We start from the raw sequence: 18,574 nt of genomic DNA on the forward strand, positions 1-18,574 counted from the left end.
ACGCATTTTCATACATCAGGAAATAAACTATTGATTTATTGACAATAATTAATAATCACAATAATTAATCAATTAAAAATAAAAACAACCGTAGCGACAGGCTGAAACTGTTATGAATTCCAAATAGTTAGCTTTTGATTAATACTATTGATCAAATTTATCGGTAACCCGCAGCCTGCAGATCAAATAATTCGGCATAGCGGCCCCCTTTAAGCAATAATTCCTGGTGGCTGCCTATTTCTATCAGTTCTCCTTTTTCCAGTACCAGTATGCGGTCGGCCATACGAACGGTACTAAAACGGTGCGAGATCAGCACTGCCGATTTCCCTTTAGTTAATTCGGCAAAGCGCTCAAAAACATTGTATTCTGCCCTGGCATCAAGGGCAGATGTAGGCTCATCCAATATTAACAACTGCGCATCGCGCATGTAGGCCCGTGCCAGGGCAACCTTTTGCCATTCGCCTCCGGATAGTTCTACCCCATCGGCAAAGCGTTTGCCTAATTGCTGGTCATAATTACCCGGAAGTTTGGCTGCCAGTATATCGGCCAGGCTTTGACGGGCCGAGTTTTCGATGAGCGGACGGTTATCCTTTTCGCTTATTTTGCCTACAGCTATATTTTGGGCGAAGGACATCTGATAGCGCAGATAATCCTGAAAAATAACCCCCACGTTAAGCCGAAGGTCGGTCAGGTCATATTGTTTCAGATCGATGCCATCCAGTAATATCCGGCCTTCTGTGGGGTCGTACAAACGGGCAAGCAATTTCACCAGCGTGGTTTTACCCGCGCCGTTTTCACCTACCAGTGCCAGTTTTTCACCTGGATACAGCGTAAAATTCAAATGCCGATTGGCCCATCTGTCGGAATTAATATACCGGAAGCCCACATCCTCAAAAGTAAAACCCTGCTGTATGGTTTTAGGGAATGGCAGCGCGTGCTCAGCCAGTTTGATCTTGGGTACGATCTCGAAAAACTCAAAAAAATCGCGCAAGTAAATAGCTCCCTGTGATACTGCTGTAAAACGGGTTAAAATACCCTCAAGCAAGGCGCGGAGCTGCCGGAATGAACCGGCCAGGAATGCCAGTTCGCCAATGGTCACGCTTCCATTAACTGTACGCACAATAATAACCAGATAAGCTGCATAATAGCCCAGGCTGCCCAGCATGGCAAAAAAGGTGCCCCATAAGGAGCGTTTTATAGCCAGCCGTTTATTATCGTCATAAAACTTATCGGATAGGAGCCTAAACCTGTCGATAATAAAACCCGAAAGGTCAAATATCTTTACTTCTTTGGCCGTTTCATCGCTGGCGCCCAGGTAACGAACATAATCCAGTTCGCGCCGTTCCGGCGTTTGCCCACGGGTTAAAGCATAACTTTGATCGTTAAAGTACGACTCGCCTAAAAAAGCGGGAATAATGGCAATAAGCAGCAGCACAATAAGCCATGGATTAAAAGCCATTAAACCAACGGCCAGGAAGCCCATGGTGATCAGGTCCTGTACCTGGCTCATTACCTGCGAAAGTAATATGGTGCGCCCAACGGTTTGTTGCCGGGCGCGTTCCAGCTTATCATAAAATACCGAATCTTCAAACTGATCCAGATCCAACGTAGCGGCATGTTCCATGATCCTGACCGAAGTATAGTTGCTAAACAAGTCGCCCAGTAAGCTGTCCATCAATGTGATGGCCCGGCTAAGCGCATCGGTCAGTATGGCCAGGGTAAACTCCAGCCCTACCAATTGCCACAGATAGGCCATATCCTTCACATGCGCGTGGCTTACCAGGACTACCTGATCAATGATCAGTTTACCTATATATAACAGCCCCAGGGGCATAGCCGAGCGTATGATGCGCAACAGGGCGTTTACCACTGTCATCCAGCGGCTGGTTTGCCATACCAGTTTAAAAAACGCTGGTAAATTGCGCAGTGCCTCAAAACGTTCTTTTAAGGTAACTTTATGAGTGATGGTATTTTTTGGTGGGCGATCGGTCTTCAATAGTAATGCTCTTTCTTGTTGATAGTAAGCGAATTTAACCAATTAGCCGTCTTGCTCTTTATAAGGAAGCATTATTTTACATTGGTTTGTTTTTTCATAAACTGCCTGTCAGAACTATAACCTGCTTTTATTACTTTTGCCGGCATTATGGATACTTCACTACACAATCAATTCGACAGTATAATTTTTGATCTCGACGGCACTCTTTGGGACAGTACAGCCAACGTGGCACTGGCCTGGCAGGCAGCCCTTTCAAAAGTGGATTATATTGATGAGTTGATGACGGTAGAACGTGTTAAATCGATCACCGGCATGACCTATGATGCCATTTTTGATAAATTATTCCCCAACCTTAATACCGATCAACGCAAAGAAGTACAAGCCCTTTGCGCCATCAGTGAGCTCGAAATTTTACATACCAAGGGCGGTGAGCTATATCCACAACTGGAAGAAACACTGAAGTATCTGGGCACAAAATACAAGCTGTATATTGTAAGCAACTGCCAGAGCGGTTATATTGAGGTATTCCTTGACCTGAATAACATGCACGCGCACTTTTTGGGTCACCAGTGCTTTGGTACCAAAGGCAACCCCAAGGCTGATAATATTAAGGATATTGTAAACGATCATCAGCTTAAAGCACCGGTGTATGTAGGTGATACCATGGGCGATTATACCGCAGCATACCAGGCCGGTGTACCTTTTATTTTTGCCAGCTATGGCTTTGGTCAGGTACCCGATGGCATGGTGGCTACTGTGGATAGTTTTAGCGCGCTAACAGAACTGCTATAATACCATGCTATTGCAGACGGGTACGGTTCTTCACCCAGTTGCTTGTTTCTGTAGTTGTTGCTGATGCGGTAGCGACTGTCTTTTGATTAAGTAATTGTTCCATGATTACGGCTGCAATCACCATTTCGCCTTGATCTTCGGTATTTAATACTTCGGGGGTAAAATACTTTTTAACAAAATGTGTATCGAAGTTGCCCGATATAAAGGCCCCATGCTGCATCACAAACCTGCCGAAACCAAGTGTAGTGGTAATGCCGGTTATCTGATATTCATCAATAGCCCGAATCATGCGTTCGATAGCTTCGGTCCTGTCTTTACCATAGGTTATCAGTTTGGCAATCATCGGATCATAATAAATAGGTATTTCCATACCTTGTTCAAAGCCATCGTCAACGCGCACACCGGCTCCTTTGGGGGTAATATAAGTTTGCAGCGTGCCGATATCTGGTAAAAAATTATTTGCCGGATCTTCCGCATAAACCCTTAGTTCAATAGCATGCCCGCGTATTTGTAGTTCCTCTTGTTTAAAGCTGATGGCTTCGCCCCTGGCTATACGGATCTGCTCTTTCACCAGGTCAATGCCGGTTATCAGCTCCGTTACCGGATGCTCTACCTGCAAGCGGGTGTTCATCTCCAGGAAGTAAAAGTTCAGGGCATCGTCCATGATAAATTCAACCGTACCCGCACCGGTATAGTTTACAGAGCGCGCCACATCAACGGCGCATTTACCCATCTGCTCCCTGATCTGTGGCGTAAGCACTTTTGAGGGCGCTTCTTCGATCACCTTTTGATGACGGCGTTGCACCGAGCAATCACGCTCAAAAAGGTGTACAATATTGCCATGCGTATCGCCCAAAACCTGTATTTCGATATGCCTGGGTGATGATACATAACGTTCAATAAAAACAGATCCATCGCCAAATGCCGAAGTAGCCTCGGATACCGCAAGCTGCATCTGTTCGTCAAAATCAGCCACGCTTTCCACTATACGCATACCTTTACCACCACCACCTGCAGCGGCTTTGATCAGTATCGGGAAACCGACCTCTACAGCCCTTGCTTTTGCTTCGGCAATATCGGTTATGGCCTCTTCGGTGCCGGGCACCATGGGTATATTATACTTTAAAGCGGCTGCTTTGGCCGATAGCTTGTTGCCCATAACCTCCATAGCCTCGGGCGATGGCCCAATAAGCACCACGCCGGCTTCTTTTACTTGCCGTGCAAAGGCCGCATTCTCGCTCAAAAAGCCATAACCAGGATGGATGCCGGTGGCGCCTGTTTTATGGCAAGCCGCTATGATTTTTTCGCCGTTAAGGTATGATTGGTTTGATGGAGCCGCGCCGATATAAACTGCTTCGTCTGCATAACGTACATGCAATGCATTACGGTCTGCGTCTGAATATACAGCAACAGTTTTAATACCCATTTCGCGCGCAGAGCGCATTACTCTTAAAGCTATTTCGCCTCGGTTAGCGATCAGTATCTTTTGCATTTAACAAATGTAATGGATTTACACTTTGCAAAGCATTATTTTATTGATGGCAAATAGGATACAAGCATATGATAAGTCAGTTGTGCCTGATCAGGGCTTCCACCTGTATGATTTGCGATGGCAGCGATAACAAACGTATTTTTTAAGTGGTAACCAAAACAAAAACATTTTTACAAATGTGCCCCGGGGTATGCGGCTAATGTTGGCATTATTACAGCGTCTGCAATGAACAGCGTTGGTATGGCTTGTTCGCTTTGAGGAAACAATGGAAAGAATAGGTTTTTCTTCAATTTCAACAGTCATGGTCAGTTAATTAAGGGGTTTTTTACTGCCCGACCGAAATTAAACTATCAAAAGTGCATATTTATTCAATAAGTTCACATTTCAATCAGGGGGCGATTAAAGTTAACTTAAAAACAATGAAATTTATAGCATTTTTTGCTTTAAAATGAAATTCAATATTGCTCATCAAGCAATAATTGCATAAAAATTAGGTCGAGCCAACGGTTAAACTTAAAACCAACTTCTTTAAAGTGGGCAACCTGTCTAAAACCCAATGATTGGTGCAAATGATAACTGATTTGATTCTCGCTGTCGATACCCGCTATCATAGTATGAATGCCATTCTTTTGCGCTATATCAATAAGCGGCCTGAGTAAAAGTTTACTAATACCTTGTCCCTGAAATATTGGATCAACGTATACAGAATGCTCAACAGTATAACGATAACACGGCCAGATCCTGAAATGTCCGTAAGTGCAGAAACCGGCTATCTTTCCACCCGACTCTGCCACCAGTACAGGGAAGCCATTACTTATTCTATCCTGATACCATGCCTTGCGCATTTCAAGCGTATGGGGTTGTTCGCTGTAAACAGCAGTGGTATTTAATATAGCATCGTTATAGATGTGCAGAATGGCCAGCAGATCGTCCTCATTCGCATTTCTGACATTGATTACACTGTTCATATTCATAGTAAATTAAAACACCCCTTACTTTACGTAAGAGGTGCTTTGAATATTTTAAGGATCATCCTTTTTTATCAGGGCTACCAGCGGCTGGCTGGCCACCCGGAGCTGGTTGACCGCCCGGGGGCATACCACCAGGGGCGCCACCAGCAGGTATAACAACTTCGGGATGAGCTGTACCGCGATGACAGGTATTACAGTTGATACCAGATTGCATGATCATGCCTAATGAATCTTTTTTGGCGTGAAAATATTTCTGGTTTATTTTATTCATCATCTTGTACATATCACGGGCCATTTCCTTTTCGGGTTTGGCATCACTTGCCCAATCCATCTTTTTGGTTTCTTCATTACGTACATGGCAAAAGTTGCAATGCACCCCTAATGAATGCTCCCACTCCTCCATTACTTTATGAAGATTATCGCCCGAGATGTTTTTTGGTAACACCTTCAGATTTTTAAACCCTTCATCCTGTGGCTTTTTGGGGGTCATGGATGTCATGGCACCTAATACCACAACAGATAGCAATCCGAGGGTAGCAATTATTTTTCTATTAAAAGGCATGATTGTCATATTTAAGTCACCTAAAATAACTATTAACTTTTAATGTCACAACACCAGATTGTGTAAAAAAAGGTAATTTTTAAGATACAATTTATGGAATCGGGATTTCAAATGCCAGAGTCAAGAAACGAGAGTCAAGAATTAAGCTAAAAATAATAAACGAAGAGCAAAACTCATCTTAATTCTTGACTCTCAGTTCTTGATTCTCACGGTCCTAATTCTTATTCCGCATTGATAACCGGCCAGATCAAATAACGTGAAAGAAGCTTTTCACTGATAGCCCAGAGTTTATTACGTGATTCGGTGTCTGTTGCAATAGCCGAGGTATTTGCCTTTTTCTTCTTTTTAAAATAAGCCCCATTGTATTGGTCGAGTCGTGGAGCTGTTGCCAGGAATACCGAGGTTTCGGTAGCTTGTTTTACTGTTACCATAAATGGAGTAGCCAGCAAAAATAACACTTTACCCAACCCTTTAATACCTGCCCCAAAGCCCGTTTTTACCGTACCTGGATGTAATGAAAAAGCAAGGATTCCCTTATCGCCATATTTCTCTGCCAGCGACTGGGCAAAGTAAATATTAAACAATTTACTCATCCCGTAAGCTTTAAAGCCATTATAAGTTTGTTGCCATTGCAGATCATCAAACCGTGGTTTACCCCATTTATGAGCTTCCGAACTTACATTGATGATGCGGGCCTGCCCTTTTTGTAATAAAGGCATTAAGCTATTTGTTAGTAAAAAATGCCCCAGGTGATTGGTAACAAAGGTCATTTCAAACCCATTCTTACTCACCTCACGTTCTTGAAAAACGCCACCCGCGTTGTTGATCAGGGTATTAATGGCGAAAAGTTTTTGATTGAGTTCATCCGCAGCTTCACGTACACTTTGCAGATCGGCCAGGTCGCAACGTACCACATATATTTCTTTATTACCTGTTTTACCAATTATTTGGTTCTTGAGCCGCTCGCCTTTTGGCGTATTACGTACCAACAAATAAAGCGCGTGCCCTTGTGCTGCCAGCTCTAAAGCGGTTTCTTGTCCTATGCCCGATGTTGCTCCGGTAATGATAGTTGTTTTTAAAGCCATGCCCTCTACACTCCGAAAAGATAACTTTCAGACTTGCAAGATACTTGTTTTTTTAGCCCATAACCTCCCAAAGGCAGTTTTTTTTGATTGGCATCAATACTTTTACAATTCTATTGGAATAACCAAATTTTACTATTTAGGTTGTTACCTCTGTTACTCGCTTCTTAAGCTCTTTACGGGGTTTGTTAATGCTGCTTTAATTGATTGAAAACTGATGGTGATAAAAGCTATCAGTATTGCCATTAACCCTGCTAATACAAATACATACCAGCCAATATTGATGCGATAGGCAAAATCTTCCAGCCATCTATTCATAGTGTACCAGGCAGCCGGAATGGCTATAGCTATCGCAATCAGCACCAATTTGATAAAATCTTTTGCCAGCAAACCAATAATTTCGCTTACACTGGCTCCTAATACCTTGCGTACGCCAATTTCGCGGGTACGCACCTGCGCTGTAAAGGCAGCCAAACCTAAAAGACCTAAACATGAAATTAGTATAGTAATGCCCGCAAAATAATTAAACAGGGTTCCTTCTCTTTGCTCACCCTCGTAAAGGCGGTTAAAAACATCATCCAAAAAGGCATAGTCAATAGGATATTGCCCGTTGTATTGCTTAAATTGTTCCTGGGCTGCATTAATTGCTTTTTGGGCGTTTCGGCCATCTGTTTTGATGTACATGGAACCCATACTCTCAGGTGTATAATAAAAAACAGCCGGAGAGATCTTTTGCCTCATAGAAGCGAAGTGAAAATCTTTTACCACGCCAATAATGGTACCCTTAATTTTCCACATCCTGAACCTTTTACCTATCGGGTCTTTCATCCCAATTTCCTTAACTGCTGCTTCGTTTAAAATAAAGTGAGTTGAATCAGCCACCGCCCCTGTAAAACCAGTCCCCTGGGCTAACTTCATTTTAAAAAAGGATATAAAATCCTTATCAATTGCCATAGGGTGTACAATAAACGTTTGATTAGCCCCTTTGCCATCCCAATCATTATCACCAGAGAGGCCGCCAATTCTTACAATATTTGAGTTAGAGCGCGTAACAGCCAATACGCCAGGCTGCTTTAATAGTTCGGCTTTTACGGCATCATAATGTTTTGCCATATCCCGCATCCAGAAAGCAAATACGTGGCTTTTATCATAACCCAATTGTTTTGAGCGGATAAAGTTGAGCTGGCTGGTGATCACTATTGTTCCAATGATGAGCACAACTGAAAATGTAAACTGGGTAACCACCAGTATTTTCCGGAAAGTAGCATCCCCTACTCCGGCAGTAATTTTACCCTTTAAAGCTTTAAGCGGTTCAAATGATGAAAGCAATAATGCGGGATAAATACTTGACACGATAAGCGTACCCGATATAGTTGCCACTATTACTATCCATATATGATAATCCTCAAGATTAAACACCAGCTGCTTGCCTGATATCTGGTTAAATACAGGCATCAGGGCATAAATAAGCAAAATGGCTAAACCCGCGGCTATCAAAAACAGCAAAGCGGTTTCCACAATAAACTGCAGGAATAAATGTGATTTTGCAGCCCCTATAATTTTACGCATACTAATCTCTTTTGACCTTAGCATCGACCGCGCGGTTGAAAGATTTACGTAATTGATACAGGCTATAACCAATATTAATAAGGCTATAACCATAAAGATCCTTACGGTGCTTATGCCACCATCGCTGCCATCAAGGTTATATAAATGCATTTTTGTTAGGGGCAGTAGTAAATATTCAACATCGGTATCTTCCTTTTTATGATTGATATGGATGTTAAACAGCTTTGTCTTTAAGCTTTGTGGGGCAATACCGGGATTAAGCAAAAGATAGGTTTCATAATTAAAATTGCTGAAATTGCTATTCACATCTTCCTTATTATCAGCAAGTTTTTTATTGATATGGTAGCTCATCGGCATGATCAGCCCCATATTAAAGCTTGAATTATCCGGAAAATCGTTAATAACGCCGCTTACAGTAAAGTTTGCTTTATCATCCGCTACGATTACTTTTCCGAGTGGGTTTTCATCTCCAAAATATTTTTTAGCTGTTTTTTTTGTAATTACTACAGAATTATCATTTGCAAAAGGCTTTGCCGTATTGCCCTGCACCAGTGGAAAATCGAAAATGGAGAAAAATGACGGATCAGCAAAAACAACGTTCTCATTACCAAAAACTTTATCCTGGTATTTAAACATCGAAAAAAACTCATTCCCCGTTATACGCACCTGATCCTTTACTCCTGATAATTGCTGCTTAGCCAGCGGCCCCATCGGGGCTACATCCTGCGACCAAATTTGCCTGCTGGCGCCGGTACCGCCAAAAATGGCCATCCTATAAATATTAGGCGCCTTTTTGTGAAAGCTGTCAAAACTCAACTCATTTTGCACCCATAGTAATATCAGAATTCCGATAGCCAGGCCAACGGTTAAACCAACAATATTAATAAGGGAGTAAAATTTGTTTTTTAACAAATTACGCCAGGCAGTTTTGATATAATTTTTCAGCATGAGTGGAGCATTTAGGCCAATATGCTTACCAAGATTATGCCATTCATATAAATTACTGATTACTAAATAATTAGAATAAATTATCCCATATAGTTCCGTACGGATATATTATAGTAATTGTCCGCATGCGGACAGTTTGAGCTGGGATTTTATAAAGGTGAGGCCAGCGTTTTATTTTTGCATCACCATTACGCCATTCATCAGCAGGGTGCTACCACCATCCGCTACAATGTTGTACACCCTTTGTAAGCCGCCGCCATGCTCTGTTTTTTGCAGCACGGTAAACGTTTCGTAACGGCCGGTTTGCTCATTCATGCACAGCACCTCCTGCCCTTCAGTTATCTGTCCCATTTTCAGATTGCCTTGTTTGGTGAGCATAGGGTGATTAGGGGTAGCTTGCAATACTCTGGTATTTAAGTTGATCAGCTGCCCGGCATTGCTGTTTTTTACAATAGCCGATACCAGCACCAGTTGAGTCAACGCGTAGTTTTTAGCTTCATGTATGGTTAGCTTCTTCACTTTTACAGCCGAACTCATTTTGGTGGCCGGGTCAATAGTGATCACCTCATCGCCGGGTTTTATGGTTTTTAGCATTTTCTTTTCGCCGCTGGCCATAGTCACCAATTCGTCTCCCGGGAAACAAATATCGTTACCATAAGTAGCCGCCTCTTCCTTCATATCTTTGCCACCATTTAAAACCTTATATTGCTGAAAGCTTACTTCTTTTGACAGGACATAAGACAGCTTCAGGATAAAATTTGTTTCTTCTTTGTTGATGTTGTCAATATCCTGAAAGTATTTTGCCCAAACTTTGGCATCAGCCGTAAAATCCGGAACAAGCGCCTTGTATAGCTTTCCTTTTTCGTTGGTATAAAATACCATCAGCCCTATTTCCTGCATTCCTTCTTTAGCGATGAGTTTGTACAGGTCAATACGTTTTTTCAGGCCATCGGCTCCGGTAACAAAATAAGGCTTACGGCCCTCATACCTATCGAGCACATAAGTATTCTCAAATTTCACATAAGTGTCCTTATCCAAGTCGGCAATAGTAAAAGCTTGCGCCTTATCATATTCGGCCATGGTAAGCGGGCGTGGGTTTACAGTTTGCGCCCGGCACAAATAAATGGAAGCTGTTAAAAGCAGTGTTAATGTTAGTTTACGCATGTGTAAAAGAGTCAAGAGATAAGAGTCAAGAATCAAGAGTGGGAAAAGCTAAAATCAAGAAACAAAGGCTGATATTTTAGTCTTGTTTCTTGACTCTTATCTCTTGATTCTGTTAAGATTAAGATATTTGTTTAAAAGCTTCGGCGAAGGCCTCCATTTCGTCCATACGGCCAATGCTTACCCGGCACCAGTCCTTGTCATTAAATTTCCAGTTGCGTACGCCTACCCCACGTTTCATCATTTCGCCTACAAATTTCTTTCCATCCATTTTAAGCGGGAACATCACAAAGTTGGCCGATGAGGGTATATACTCATAACCCTCTTTTTTAAGCACGGAATACAAGTACTCTTTTGATTCATTCGTTTTCTTTAAGGTATCATTTAAAAAATCGGTTTCCCGGTAAGCGGCAATCGCCGCAGCCAGTGTTGGGGCTGAAATACTCCATGATTGTGTGGTATATTTTTTAAATGTTGCGATAGTATCCGGTTGTGATATAATATACCCCAAACGCATACCGGCAAAACCGTACAATTTAGAGAAAGTACGCGCCACAATTACATTATTACCCGCTTTAACAGCGCTGATCATGGTGGAAGCCTGCGGATCTGGCAGGTAATCGATATAAGCTTCGTCAACAAATACCGTAGTTTTTTTGGAAACACGTTCACAAAAAGCTTTCAGCTTCGCGGTATCAACAATAGTGGCGGTTGGGTTATTGGGGTTACAGATGTAAACCAAACCGGTATTATCATCTACTTTAGCTTCCATAGCGTCCAGGTCGAGTTTATAATCGGCAGTAAGCGGTACTTTTACCCATTTTCCGTCCAATGCTTCAGCACGACCTGGCAGGTCATCATAAGAAGGGTCACCGGTGATCACCGTTTTACCGCCTTTGGTATAATACATGGCCGCGGCAAGTAACAGCGGGGTTGAGCCGGCATCCATCAGGATATTCCCTGGTTTTATACCCTCATAATCAGCTATTTTATTATAAAGCAATGGCAGGTCAAAAAATGGATACTGATAACTTTTTTCAATAGCATTCTGGATAGCTTTTTTAGCAGCAGCCGACGGACCGAAGGGATTTTCATTAGCCAATAGTCTCGCTTTCAATTCAAACCCAACATTGGCTATAACCTCCTGATCATTCAGGCTACGTGGCGAGGGTTTAAACGAACGGACAACCGGCATTGCCGCCAGCTTACTGATAGTACCAGAAAAGAGGGCCAGTCCCCCGGCCATAAATGCGCTGGATTTAATCCAGGTTCTGCGGTTTAGTGAATTTGCCATGGTGGTTTGGTTTATGTTTTTTTAATAAGATGCAAGAGATTAGAGTCAAGAATCAAGATGAGCGCAAACCTGCTCTCTTGTCTTTATCTTTTCATTCTGTATCCTTTGTCTATTTAAATATCCTTTCCTATTCTTGATTCTTGACTCTAATCTCTTGACTCTATTTTTGAGCCGGGTATGCCACCTGCTGCTCGCTCATTCTTGCATGCAGGGCGGCCACTGTACTTCGGGCCGATTCAAATGCACCGGCCATCCAGGCATTTAAATAAGTTAAATGCTCGCCGGCAAAATATACCTGCTTGTCCGGCTTCAGCAGCACGGGATATTGAGCCTTACGCGTTTCAGTGGTATAAACTGCCCATCCGCCTAAATTGTATTTGGTTTTGTGCCAGCTTACCGAAAACGAGCGTTCAAATTCTTTATCGTACTGCGGGTGTATGAGCCTACCTTTTTCCAGCGCGAATTTTTCGCGATCGGCATAGCTTAAAGCGCCTGTTTTCTGGGCCTTTTCGTTAAAGTTGTAATATCCTATCAAGATACCCTTTTTCCCTAAATAATCATAGGATGGGTAAAAGATCTGCGTCAGATCGTTATTGGTATGGGTAATGCCGCCATAAATATGTTCATCCTCTTCCCAAAACCGGCGCTTAAATTGCAAACCTATTTTACCGGTTGAATTATACCCGATATAATCAATAGCCCGGCTTACATCACCCGAGAAGTTATTGCTGATATTACTTAAAACAGGGAGCGGCAGGGTACAAATACACATATCGCCGGTAAGTACATGTTCGCCCTGGGCATCTTTATAGGTAATTTTTACACCTTCTGCCAAATTATTGATGGCAGTAACCTCGGCTCCCATTTTTATGGCCGGCGCTACTTTTTTCTCCAGTGCTTTGGCTATCTGATCCATGCCTCCTACGGCCTGGAACATAGTCATCTGCAACTCGTAAGTATATTCGGCTACGTTATAAAAATCCGGATCCATTAAACCCGAATGCAGGATATCGGCCAGTTTATGCGCATCGGCAATTTTGCCCGGCCTGTCACCCGCTCCCGGCGATTCGGCGTAGCCCCTGCGTGCCGATGCCTTATAGAGCTTATCAATATCCAAACCACCCTCTGCCCTTAAATATTCGATGATCTTTTCGCCATCCTCTTTGGTCAGGTTACTGTCGAGGCTACCATGATCAATGCTTTTGGCCAGCATCTCGGTCATGTATCCCCGGATATCGTTATGCACCTCCCTGACCCTTACTTTTTTGTTTGACAGCGGCCCCTTGCCTTCGGCAAAATAATAGGCGCCCTCGTTTACATTGTTATAAACCTGTATAGGTACACCCAATTCTTTGCAATAATGCAGGGTAAGCTCATGATGATGTGGTATACGCGAGGGCCCGGCGTTAAAATACAAGCCATCATCAAAACGGGCAGTTACAGTGGGTTTATCAATCTCCTGGTGCGTACTACCGTTACGAATACTCCAGCAACGCCCACCGGCCCGCTGACGGGCCTCGAGTATGGTGCACTGATAACCTAATTTATTCAGTTCGTAAGCACAAGTCATACCGGCAAGCCCAGCCCCCAGTATAATGATGTGTTTGCCTTTGCCGTCACCCTGCAAATTAAAAGCATGTGCGGGCGCCGGGCGTAACAAACCCAGGGCCATCATAGCAGGGTAAGCCCCACCGGCAAGCATAGCTCCTTTACCTAAAAAGTCTCTGCGGGTAATCGTTTTCAATAAGCGTTTTATGTTTTATACTATGTTGTGTGTTAAAGATAATTTATTTTACGTTTTAATAAAAGACATAGCACAAATTTTTAAATATGATAATATCTACAGGCTTTGTATGAATTATTATCAACAAGGGCAAACACACCTCCGTCATCGCAAACCCCCGGCATAGCTTATTTTAAAAAGACATCGCTCCCCTTTTTCAAAAAGAATAAAAATAAATTTGGATTACTACGAAACTTTCGTAGATTTACGAAACAATCGTAAATACAATGGAGAAATTATCGCAACAAGAGGAAGAAGCCATGCAGGCGGTGTGGCAGTGCGGCCCCGGTTTTATTAAAGATTTTCTGGATCAATTGCAGGAACCCAAACCTCCTTATACCACCCTGGCATCCACCATTAAGAACCTGGAGCGCAAGGAATTTTTAAAAAGCGAAAAAATGGGCAATTCGCTCCGTTACATCCCCATCATTAAAGAGGAGGAATATAAAAAACGCTTTATGAGTGGTTTTGTGAGTGATTACTTCCAAAACTCTTACAAAGACCTGGTAACGTTTTTCGCCAACGAAAAAAAGATAAGCGCCAGCGATTTGCAGGAGATCATTAAACTAATTGAAAAACAATAAACCTTAATACCATGCCAGCACTGTTTGTTTTTTTACTTAAAGTAAATATGGCCCTGTTATTGTTTTGCGCGGGTTATTACCTGGTGCTCAGGCCGCTTACTTTTTATACGCTTAACCGTATTTACCTGCTTGCAGCCATCGTATTTGCCAGTGTGTACCCCTGGTTAAACCTTTCGGCTTTTGTGCAGCGGCACGAGGAGTTGGTGAAACCGGTACAACAAGTAGTTATCAATTGGCAGGCACCGGTACAAAGCCTGGTAAAACCATTGAGCCAACCCGATTACTGGCGCTGGGCCGAAGTTATTTTCTGGCTGGGAGCCTACATATTGGCCATTAAACTGGTGGTGCAGCTATTTTCACTATACAGATTGTATAAAAGCTCCAAACCAGCTACCATCAACAATCACCAGGTACGGATTATGGATAGAGACGCGGCACCTTTCTCTTTCTGGCAAAGCATTTTTGTAAATCCGTCAAAACATGAACCCGCTGATCTGAAGGCCATATTATTGCATGAGCAGATCCACGTGAATGAGTGGCATACCGCCGATATATTGCTGGCCGAGGTAAGCAGTATTTTTTACTGGTTTAATCCAGGCATATGGCTAATGAAAAAGGCTATCCGGGAAAACGTAGAGTTTATAACCGACCGCAAGATACTGAACCATGGTATCGATAGTAAAACCTATCAGTACAGCCTGGTTTCGGTAAGTTTTAACAACCAACAGCCCGGTATAGTGAACCATTTTAATATATCAACCATCAAAAAACGCATTATCATGATGAACGCTAAAAGATCTTCGAAAATAAACCTTACCCGGTATGCCTTCCTGGTACCCGCGGTGATTACTTTACTACTGATATTCAGCATAACAACGGCCGATTTTGCCAAACCGATCAGGATAAAGCTAGCTAATGCGGTTAAACCGCTAACAAGCATGGTAGCTGTAGAGGCTATTCCTAATCCCGCAGGTGGCAATGTTACTTTTACTAAGCCTAAAAAGGCCGCTCATAAAGTCATCAAAACAATCTCGGGCTTTAAGGCGGATACCAATAAAAAACATTTAGTTATCGTTAGAGATAATATCGATAAGGACTCCATAGTTTGTTATATCAATGGAGTAAGAGGCAATCTAAAAAATATTGATCCTAATAATATAGCACAGGTTAATGTAATAAAGGGCGACCGCGTAAGTGACCTGCCTCCATTTATTAACCAGGATGATGTAAGAAATACTGGCGTAGTACTTATTGTTACTAAAGATTCGCCTGAGGGAAAAGTAATAGAAAGATCTAAACAATCAAATGGTGTTACTGTAACTGGCTATAGAGCAAGCCCCAAGGTGAGTGTAACTGGCACTACAGTAAAAGCTTACCCCACAACGGCTGTTAGCAGCAGCGCTAGCGTAAATGTTGCCCCGTATGTAGTCACTGCTGATACTGCCATAAGGGTAAATGTAAAGAGCAATGCGAAGGCTCACATTATAAGGGTTTCATCCACTTCAAGCGTATCAGTTAATGGTAAAAGCACCGCTGCTCAGAACATCTCAGTAAACAATGATGAAGGCATGCATATTTCTTTTGATAAAGATAAAACCCCATTGATCCTGGTTGATGGAAAGGAAATACCCGCCGCTGATATCAATAAAATAAATCCTAAGGCGATTGAAAGTATGAATGTTATCAATGGCGAAGACACCGTAAAAAAATACGGCAATAAGGCAAAAGATGGGGTTATACAGATAACAACTAAGAAGAAGACTGATTAAGGATTAGGGAAACTTTTGTCCACTCGGGGTCCTCCGCGAGAGACCCTGAAGGGACAAAAAGTGGGTTTACACTTTTAACCCATTATTTGATAAAAAATTACTTCAATTATCTTATTTTCAAGTAGTTAAATCAATGTTAACCATGAAAAAGTGTAAACCATGTAAACCCACTTTTTAGATAACACAATGGCCCTACAGATCACAATTAATAGCACCAACTAACTGGCTTCGGCCAGTTTTTCTGTTTCAAGGAGGGTGAGCAATGCTTTTTCGGCCTGGTTAAGCTCGGTGGCTTTTTCATCCTTCTCTTCATCAAGCTCGCTGATATATTTAAACAGTGTACCTTCCTCATAACTTTTAATCACCGATGGATGCACATAATACTTTTTACAAACCGAACGGGTATTGCCCAAGCTAACAGCAACTTCGTCAATTACGCTGATGATTTTTTTACGGCACTCCGTTACATTGGCAAATTCACCAGCCGATTTAAACGCATATAAAGCGCTTACACTGCCTGCCCAGGTACGAAAATCTTTGGCCGTAAAATCTTCGCCGGTGATCTCTTTCAGGTAATTATTAATGTCGCCAGAGTCAATGCTGCGGCGCTCACCGGCTTCGTCATAGTACTGAAAAAGCTCTTTTCCAGGAATGTCGCGACATTGCTTTACCAGCCGGGCCAGTTTTCTGCTTTGCAGGCTTACTTTATGTTGCACCCCTTTTTTCCCTTTAAATTCAAACCTGATGGTTGATCCTTCAATTTTAATATGCCGGTTTTGCAGGGTGGTTAGGCCAAAAGAGCCATACAGTTTTTGATATGATTCGTTCCCTACCCTGATGCTGGTCAATTCCATGAGGCGCACAGCAAGGGCAACCACCTTTTCATGATCGGGATTCGGGCGGGCCAGATCTTTATCTACCTGCTCGCGTATAGCCGGTAAATACGATGCAAAAGTTTGCAGGCGATGATATTTGGATTGATTGCGGATCTGGTTCCAGCCCGAATGATACCTGTATTGTTTCCGTCTGGCAGCATCGATGCCGGTAAATTGCAAATGGCCGTTTTCATAGGGTGATATCCACACATCGGTATACGCTGGCGGAATAACCAAGCGGGTGAACCTCGTTATCAATTCCTGATCCTTTACCAATTTACCGTCGGTATCGCAAAAACTCCATCCTTTCCCGGATCTTTTACGGGTATACCCGGGTGTTGAATCTGATACATATCGCAAACCTACCGCCTTTGCAGTAACCTTTGGGTCGCGACCAATTTTTTCCAGTTTTTGCAGCAATCGGTTCATGTAAATGGAACAACAAAGTCCATACCACTAAGTTTTGCCGACCAGGGACTGGGATGGAAGTACCCGAACCAACTTTCAATTAATAATGATGTTTATATTTATAAATGTTGGATAGTTAGCTAATTTCACATCAAACAAAAACCACTAATTGATGAAATACAATTTTTTAGGAAATACCGGCTTGCTGGTTTCTGAGCTTTGCTTTGGTACCATGACCTTTGGCGGCACCGGCTTGTATGAGGCCATTGGTAAAGCCCAGCAAAAGGAAGTTAACGACATCATGAAAACAGTTGTTGACTCGGGCATCAACTTTATTGATACCGCCAATGTATATTCCTTTGGCGAATCTGAATCGCTGTTGGGCCAGTCTATCAAAGATGTAGGGCTCGACCGCAACCAGTTGGTTATTGCTACTAAAGTACGTGCCTTTTTAAACCAGGGACAAAACAGCGGTGGTTTATCCCGCTATCATATATTTCAATCAGTTGATGCCAGCTTAAAACGTTTGCAGTTGGATCATACCGACATCTTATACGTACACGGTGTTGATTACCATACACCTGTGGAAGAGATCATGCGATCATTAAACGATATTGTTTTAAGCGGCAAAGTGCGCTATGTGGCCGTATGCAACTGGCCCGGCTGGATGGTCATGAAAGCCATGGGTATTGCCGAAAAAAATGGCTGGCACAAATTTATAGGCATGCAATGCTTTTACTCATTGGCCGGGCGGGATATTGAAAGAGAGATATTACCGGTGGCTATTGATCAAAACCTCGCTATGATGCCCTGGAGCCCGTTAGCGGGTGGCTTTTTATCGGGTAAGTTTACCCGTAATAACCAAAACGCCGAAGGATCGCGCAGGTCGACGTTTGATTTTCCGCCGATTGATAAAGAAAAAGCTTATGATATAATCGACGTGATTGTGGAAATAGGTAAACAGCATAATGTATCTGCGGCGCAAATTGCGCTGGCATGGGTACGTCTTCAAAAAGGAATTACGAGTACAATCATCGGGGCAAAAACTAATGATCAATTGCTGGATAATATCAAATCAACCGAAATAGAATTGTCGACCAATGATCTCCAAAAGATCAATGAAGTAAGCGCGCTCCCCGTTGAATATCCAGGCTGGATCATTGATTATCAGCATAGATTCAGATAGGCTGAAGAAGTTTTGGAGTTCAAGTAATGAGTTTTGAGCGACCTGTGAACTTCAACAAACAAAAAGGGAAGCTATAAATAGCTTCCCTTTTTTATATCAGAT

General features: G+C 42.6%; 14 protein-coding genes. 4 read left to right on the forward strand and 10 right to left on the reverse strand.

The features are described from left to right. Positions 1-157 precede the first annotated feature (157 nt). A complete protein-coding gene (locus tag BLR84_RS13900; RefSeq protein ID WP_255366940.1) occupies positions 158-1,996 on the reverse strand; it encodes an ABC transporter ATP-binding protein in 1,839 nt (612 codons plus the stop codon). 147 nt (positions 1,997-2,143) lie between these two features. Between BLR84_RS13900 and BLR84_RS13905 the strand changes: the two genes are divergently transcribed. Continuing rightward, positions 2,144-2,788: an HAD family hydrolase gene (locus BLR84_RS13905; protein ID WP_090468855.1), complete on the forward strand. Its 645-nt coding sequence runs from the start codon at positions 2,144-2,146 to the stop codon at positions 2,786-2,788. A 7-nt stretch (positions 2,789-2,795) separates the two neighbouring features. On the opposite strand, the gene accC is transcribed toward BLR84_RS13905, so the two are convergent. From accC to BLR84_RS13945, 8 genes are all read right to left on the reverse strand, one after another. Further along, on the reverse strand, positions 2,796-4,280 hold the full coding sequence (gene accC, locus BLR84_RS13910; protein WP_090468856.1) for an acetyl-CoA carboxylase biotin carboxylase subunit: 1,485 nt from the start codon (positions 4,278-4,280) through the stop codon (positions 2,796-2,798). Between the two features lie 455 nt (positions 4,281-4,735). Further along, positions 4,736-5,248 carry a GNAT family N-acetyltransferase gene (locus BLR84_RS13915; RefSeq protein ID WP_090468858.1) on the reverse strand — a complete coding sequence of 171 codons (513 nt, stop codon included), beginning with the start codon at positions 5,246-5,248 and terminating at the stop codon, positions 4,736-4,738. A 61-nt stretch (positions 5,249-5,309) separates the two neighbouring features. Further along, positions 5,310-5,813 (reverse strand): c-type cytochrome, encoded by a 504-nt coding sequence (locus BLR84_RS13920; RefSeq protein WP_176852061.1) that lies wholly within the window; start codon positions 5,811-5,813, stop codon positions 5,310-5,312. A 221-nt stretch (positions 5,814-6,034) separates the two neighbouring features. Continuing rightward, complete coding sequence (locus BLR84_RS13925) at positions 6,035-6,898, reverse strand: SDR family oxidoreductase (protein ID WP_090468862.1); 864 nt, start codon at positions 6,896-6,898, stop codon at positions 6,035-6,037. Between the two features lie 153 nt (positions 6,899-7,051). Next, on the reverse strand, positions 7,052-9,412 hold the full coding sequence (locus BLR84_RS13930; RefSeq protein ID WP_090468864.1) for an ABC transporter permease: 2,361 nt from the start codon (positions 9,410-9,412) through the stop codon (positions 7,052-7,054). A 171-nt stretch (positions 9,413-9,583) separates the two neighbouring features. Then, the gene (locus BLR84_RS13935; RefSeq protein ID WP_090468866.1) at positions 9,584-10,576 is read right to left on the reverse strand and encodes a Hint domain-containing protein; all 993 of its coding nucleotides are present in this window, start codon (positions 10,574-10,576) and stop codon (positions 9,584-9,586) included. Between the two features lie 118 nt (positions 10,577-10,694). After that, positions 10,695-11,867, reverse strand: coding sequence for a pyridoxal phosphate-dependent aminotransferase (locus tag BLR84_RS13940; protein WP_090468869.1), 1,173 nt, complete (start codon positions 11,865-11,867; stop codon positions 10,695-10,697). 160 nt (positions 11,868-12,027) lie between these two features. Beyond that, the gene (locus BLR84_RS13945; RefSeq protein WP_218128323.1) at positions 12,028-13,611 is read right to left on the reverse strand and encodes a flavin monoamine oxidase family protein; all 1,584 of its coding nucleotides are present in this window, start codon (positions 13,609-13,611) and stop codon (positions 12,028-12,030) included. A 266-nt stretch (positions 13,612-13,877) separates the two neighbouring features. Between BLR84_RS13945 and BLR84_RS13950 the strand changes: the two genes are divergently transcribed. Next, a complete protein-coding gene (locus tag BLR84_RS13950; RefSeq protein WP_090468871.1) occupies positions 13,878-14,234 on the forward strand; it encodes a BlaI/MecI/CopY family transcriptional regulator in 357 nt (118 codons plus the stop codon). Between the two features lie 11 nt (positions 14,235-14,245). Next, complete coding sequence (locus tag BLR84_RS13955; RefSeq protein ID WP_090468874.1) at positions 14,246-16,003, forward strand: M56 family metallopeptidase; 1,758 nt, start codon at positions 14,246-14,248, stop codon at positions 16,001-16,003. A 218-nt stretch (positions 16,004-16,221) separates the two neighbouring features. On the opposite strand, the gene BLR84_RS13960 is transcribed toward BLR84_RS13955, so the two are convergent. Continuing rightward, positions 16,222-17,307, reverse strand: coding sequence for a DNA topoisomerase IB (locus tag BLR84_RS13960; RefSeq protein ID WP_090468876.1), 1,086 nt, complete (start codon positions 17,305-17,307; stop codon positions 16,222-16,224). 151 nt (positions 17,308-17,458) lie between these two features. Between BLR84_RS13960 and BLR84_RS13965 the strand changes: the two genes are divergently transcribed. After that, the gene (locus BLR84_RS13965; RefSeq protein WP_090468877.1) at positions 17,459-18,472 is read left to right on the forward strand and encodes an aldo/keto reductase; all 1,014 of its coding nucleotides are present in this window, start codon (positions 17,459-17,461) and stop codon (positions 18,470-18,472) included. Positions 18,473-18,574 lie beyond the last annotated feature (102 nt).

This window comes from Mucilaginibacter sp. OK268 (genome assembly GCF_900103125.1).
Lineage (GTDB): Bacteria > Bacteroidota > Bacteroidia > Sphingobacteriales > Sphingobacteriaceae > Mucilaginibacter.

Coding starts and splice junctions, on each gene's coding strand:
- BLR84_RS13955 (WP_090468874.1), top strand. CDS start 14,246: ATGCCAGCACTGTTTGTTTTTTTACTTAAAGTAAATATGGCCCTGTTA.
- BLR84_RS13940 (WP_090468869.1), bottom strand. CDS start 11,867: ATGGCAAATTCACTAAACCGCAGAACCTGGATTAAATCCAGCGCATTT.
- accC (WP_090468856.1), bottom strand. CDS start 4,280: ATGCAAAAGATACTGATCGCTAACCGAGGCGAAATAGCTTTAAGAGTA.
- BLR84_RS13935 (WP_090468866.1), bottom strand. CDS start 10,576: ATGCGTAAACTAACATTAACACTGCTTTTAACAGCTTCCATTTATTTG.
- BLR84_RS13950 (WP_090468871.1), top strand. CDS start 13,878: ATGGAGAAATTATCGCAACAAGAGGAAGAAGCCATGCAGGCGGTGTGG.
- BLR84_RS13960 (WP_090468876.1), bottom strand. CDS start 17,307: ATGAACCGATTGCTGCAAAAACTGGAAAAAATTGGTCGCGACCCAAAG.
- BLR84_RS13920 (WP_176852061.1), bottom strand. CDS start 5,813: ATGCCTTTTAATAGAAAAATAATTGCTACCCTCGGATTGCTATCTGTT.
- BLR84_RS13965 (WP_090468877.1), top strand. CDS start 17,459: ATGAAATACAATTTTTTAGGAAATACCGGCTTGCTGGTTTCTGAGCTT.
- BLR84_RS13915 (WP_090468858.1), bottom strand. CDS start 5,248: ATGAACAGTGTAATCAATGTCAGAAATGCGAATGAGGACGATCTGCTG.
- BLR84_RS13930 (WP_090468864.1), bottom strand. CDS start 9,412: ATGCTGAAAAATTATATCAAAACTGCCTGGCGTAATTTGTTAAAAAAC.
- BLR84_RS13925 (WP_090468862.1), bottom strand. CDS start 6,898: ATGGCTTTAAAAACAACTATCATTACCGGAGCAACATCGGGCATAGGA.
- BLR84_RS13905 (WP_090468855.1), top strand. CDS start 2,144: ATGGATACTTCACTACACAATCAATTCGACAGTATAATTTTTGATCTC.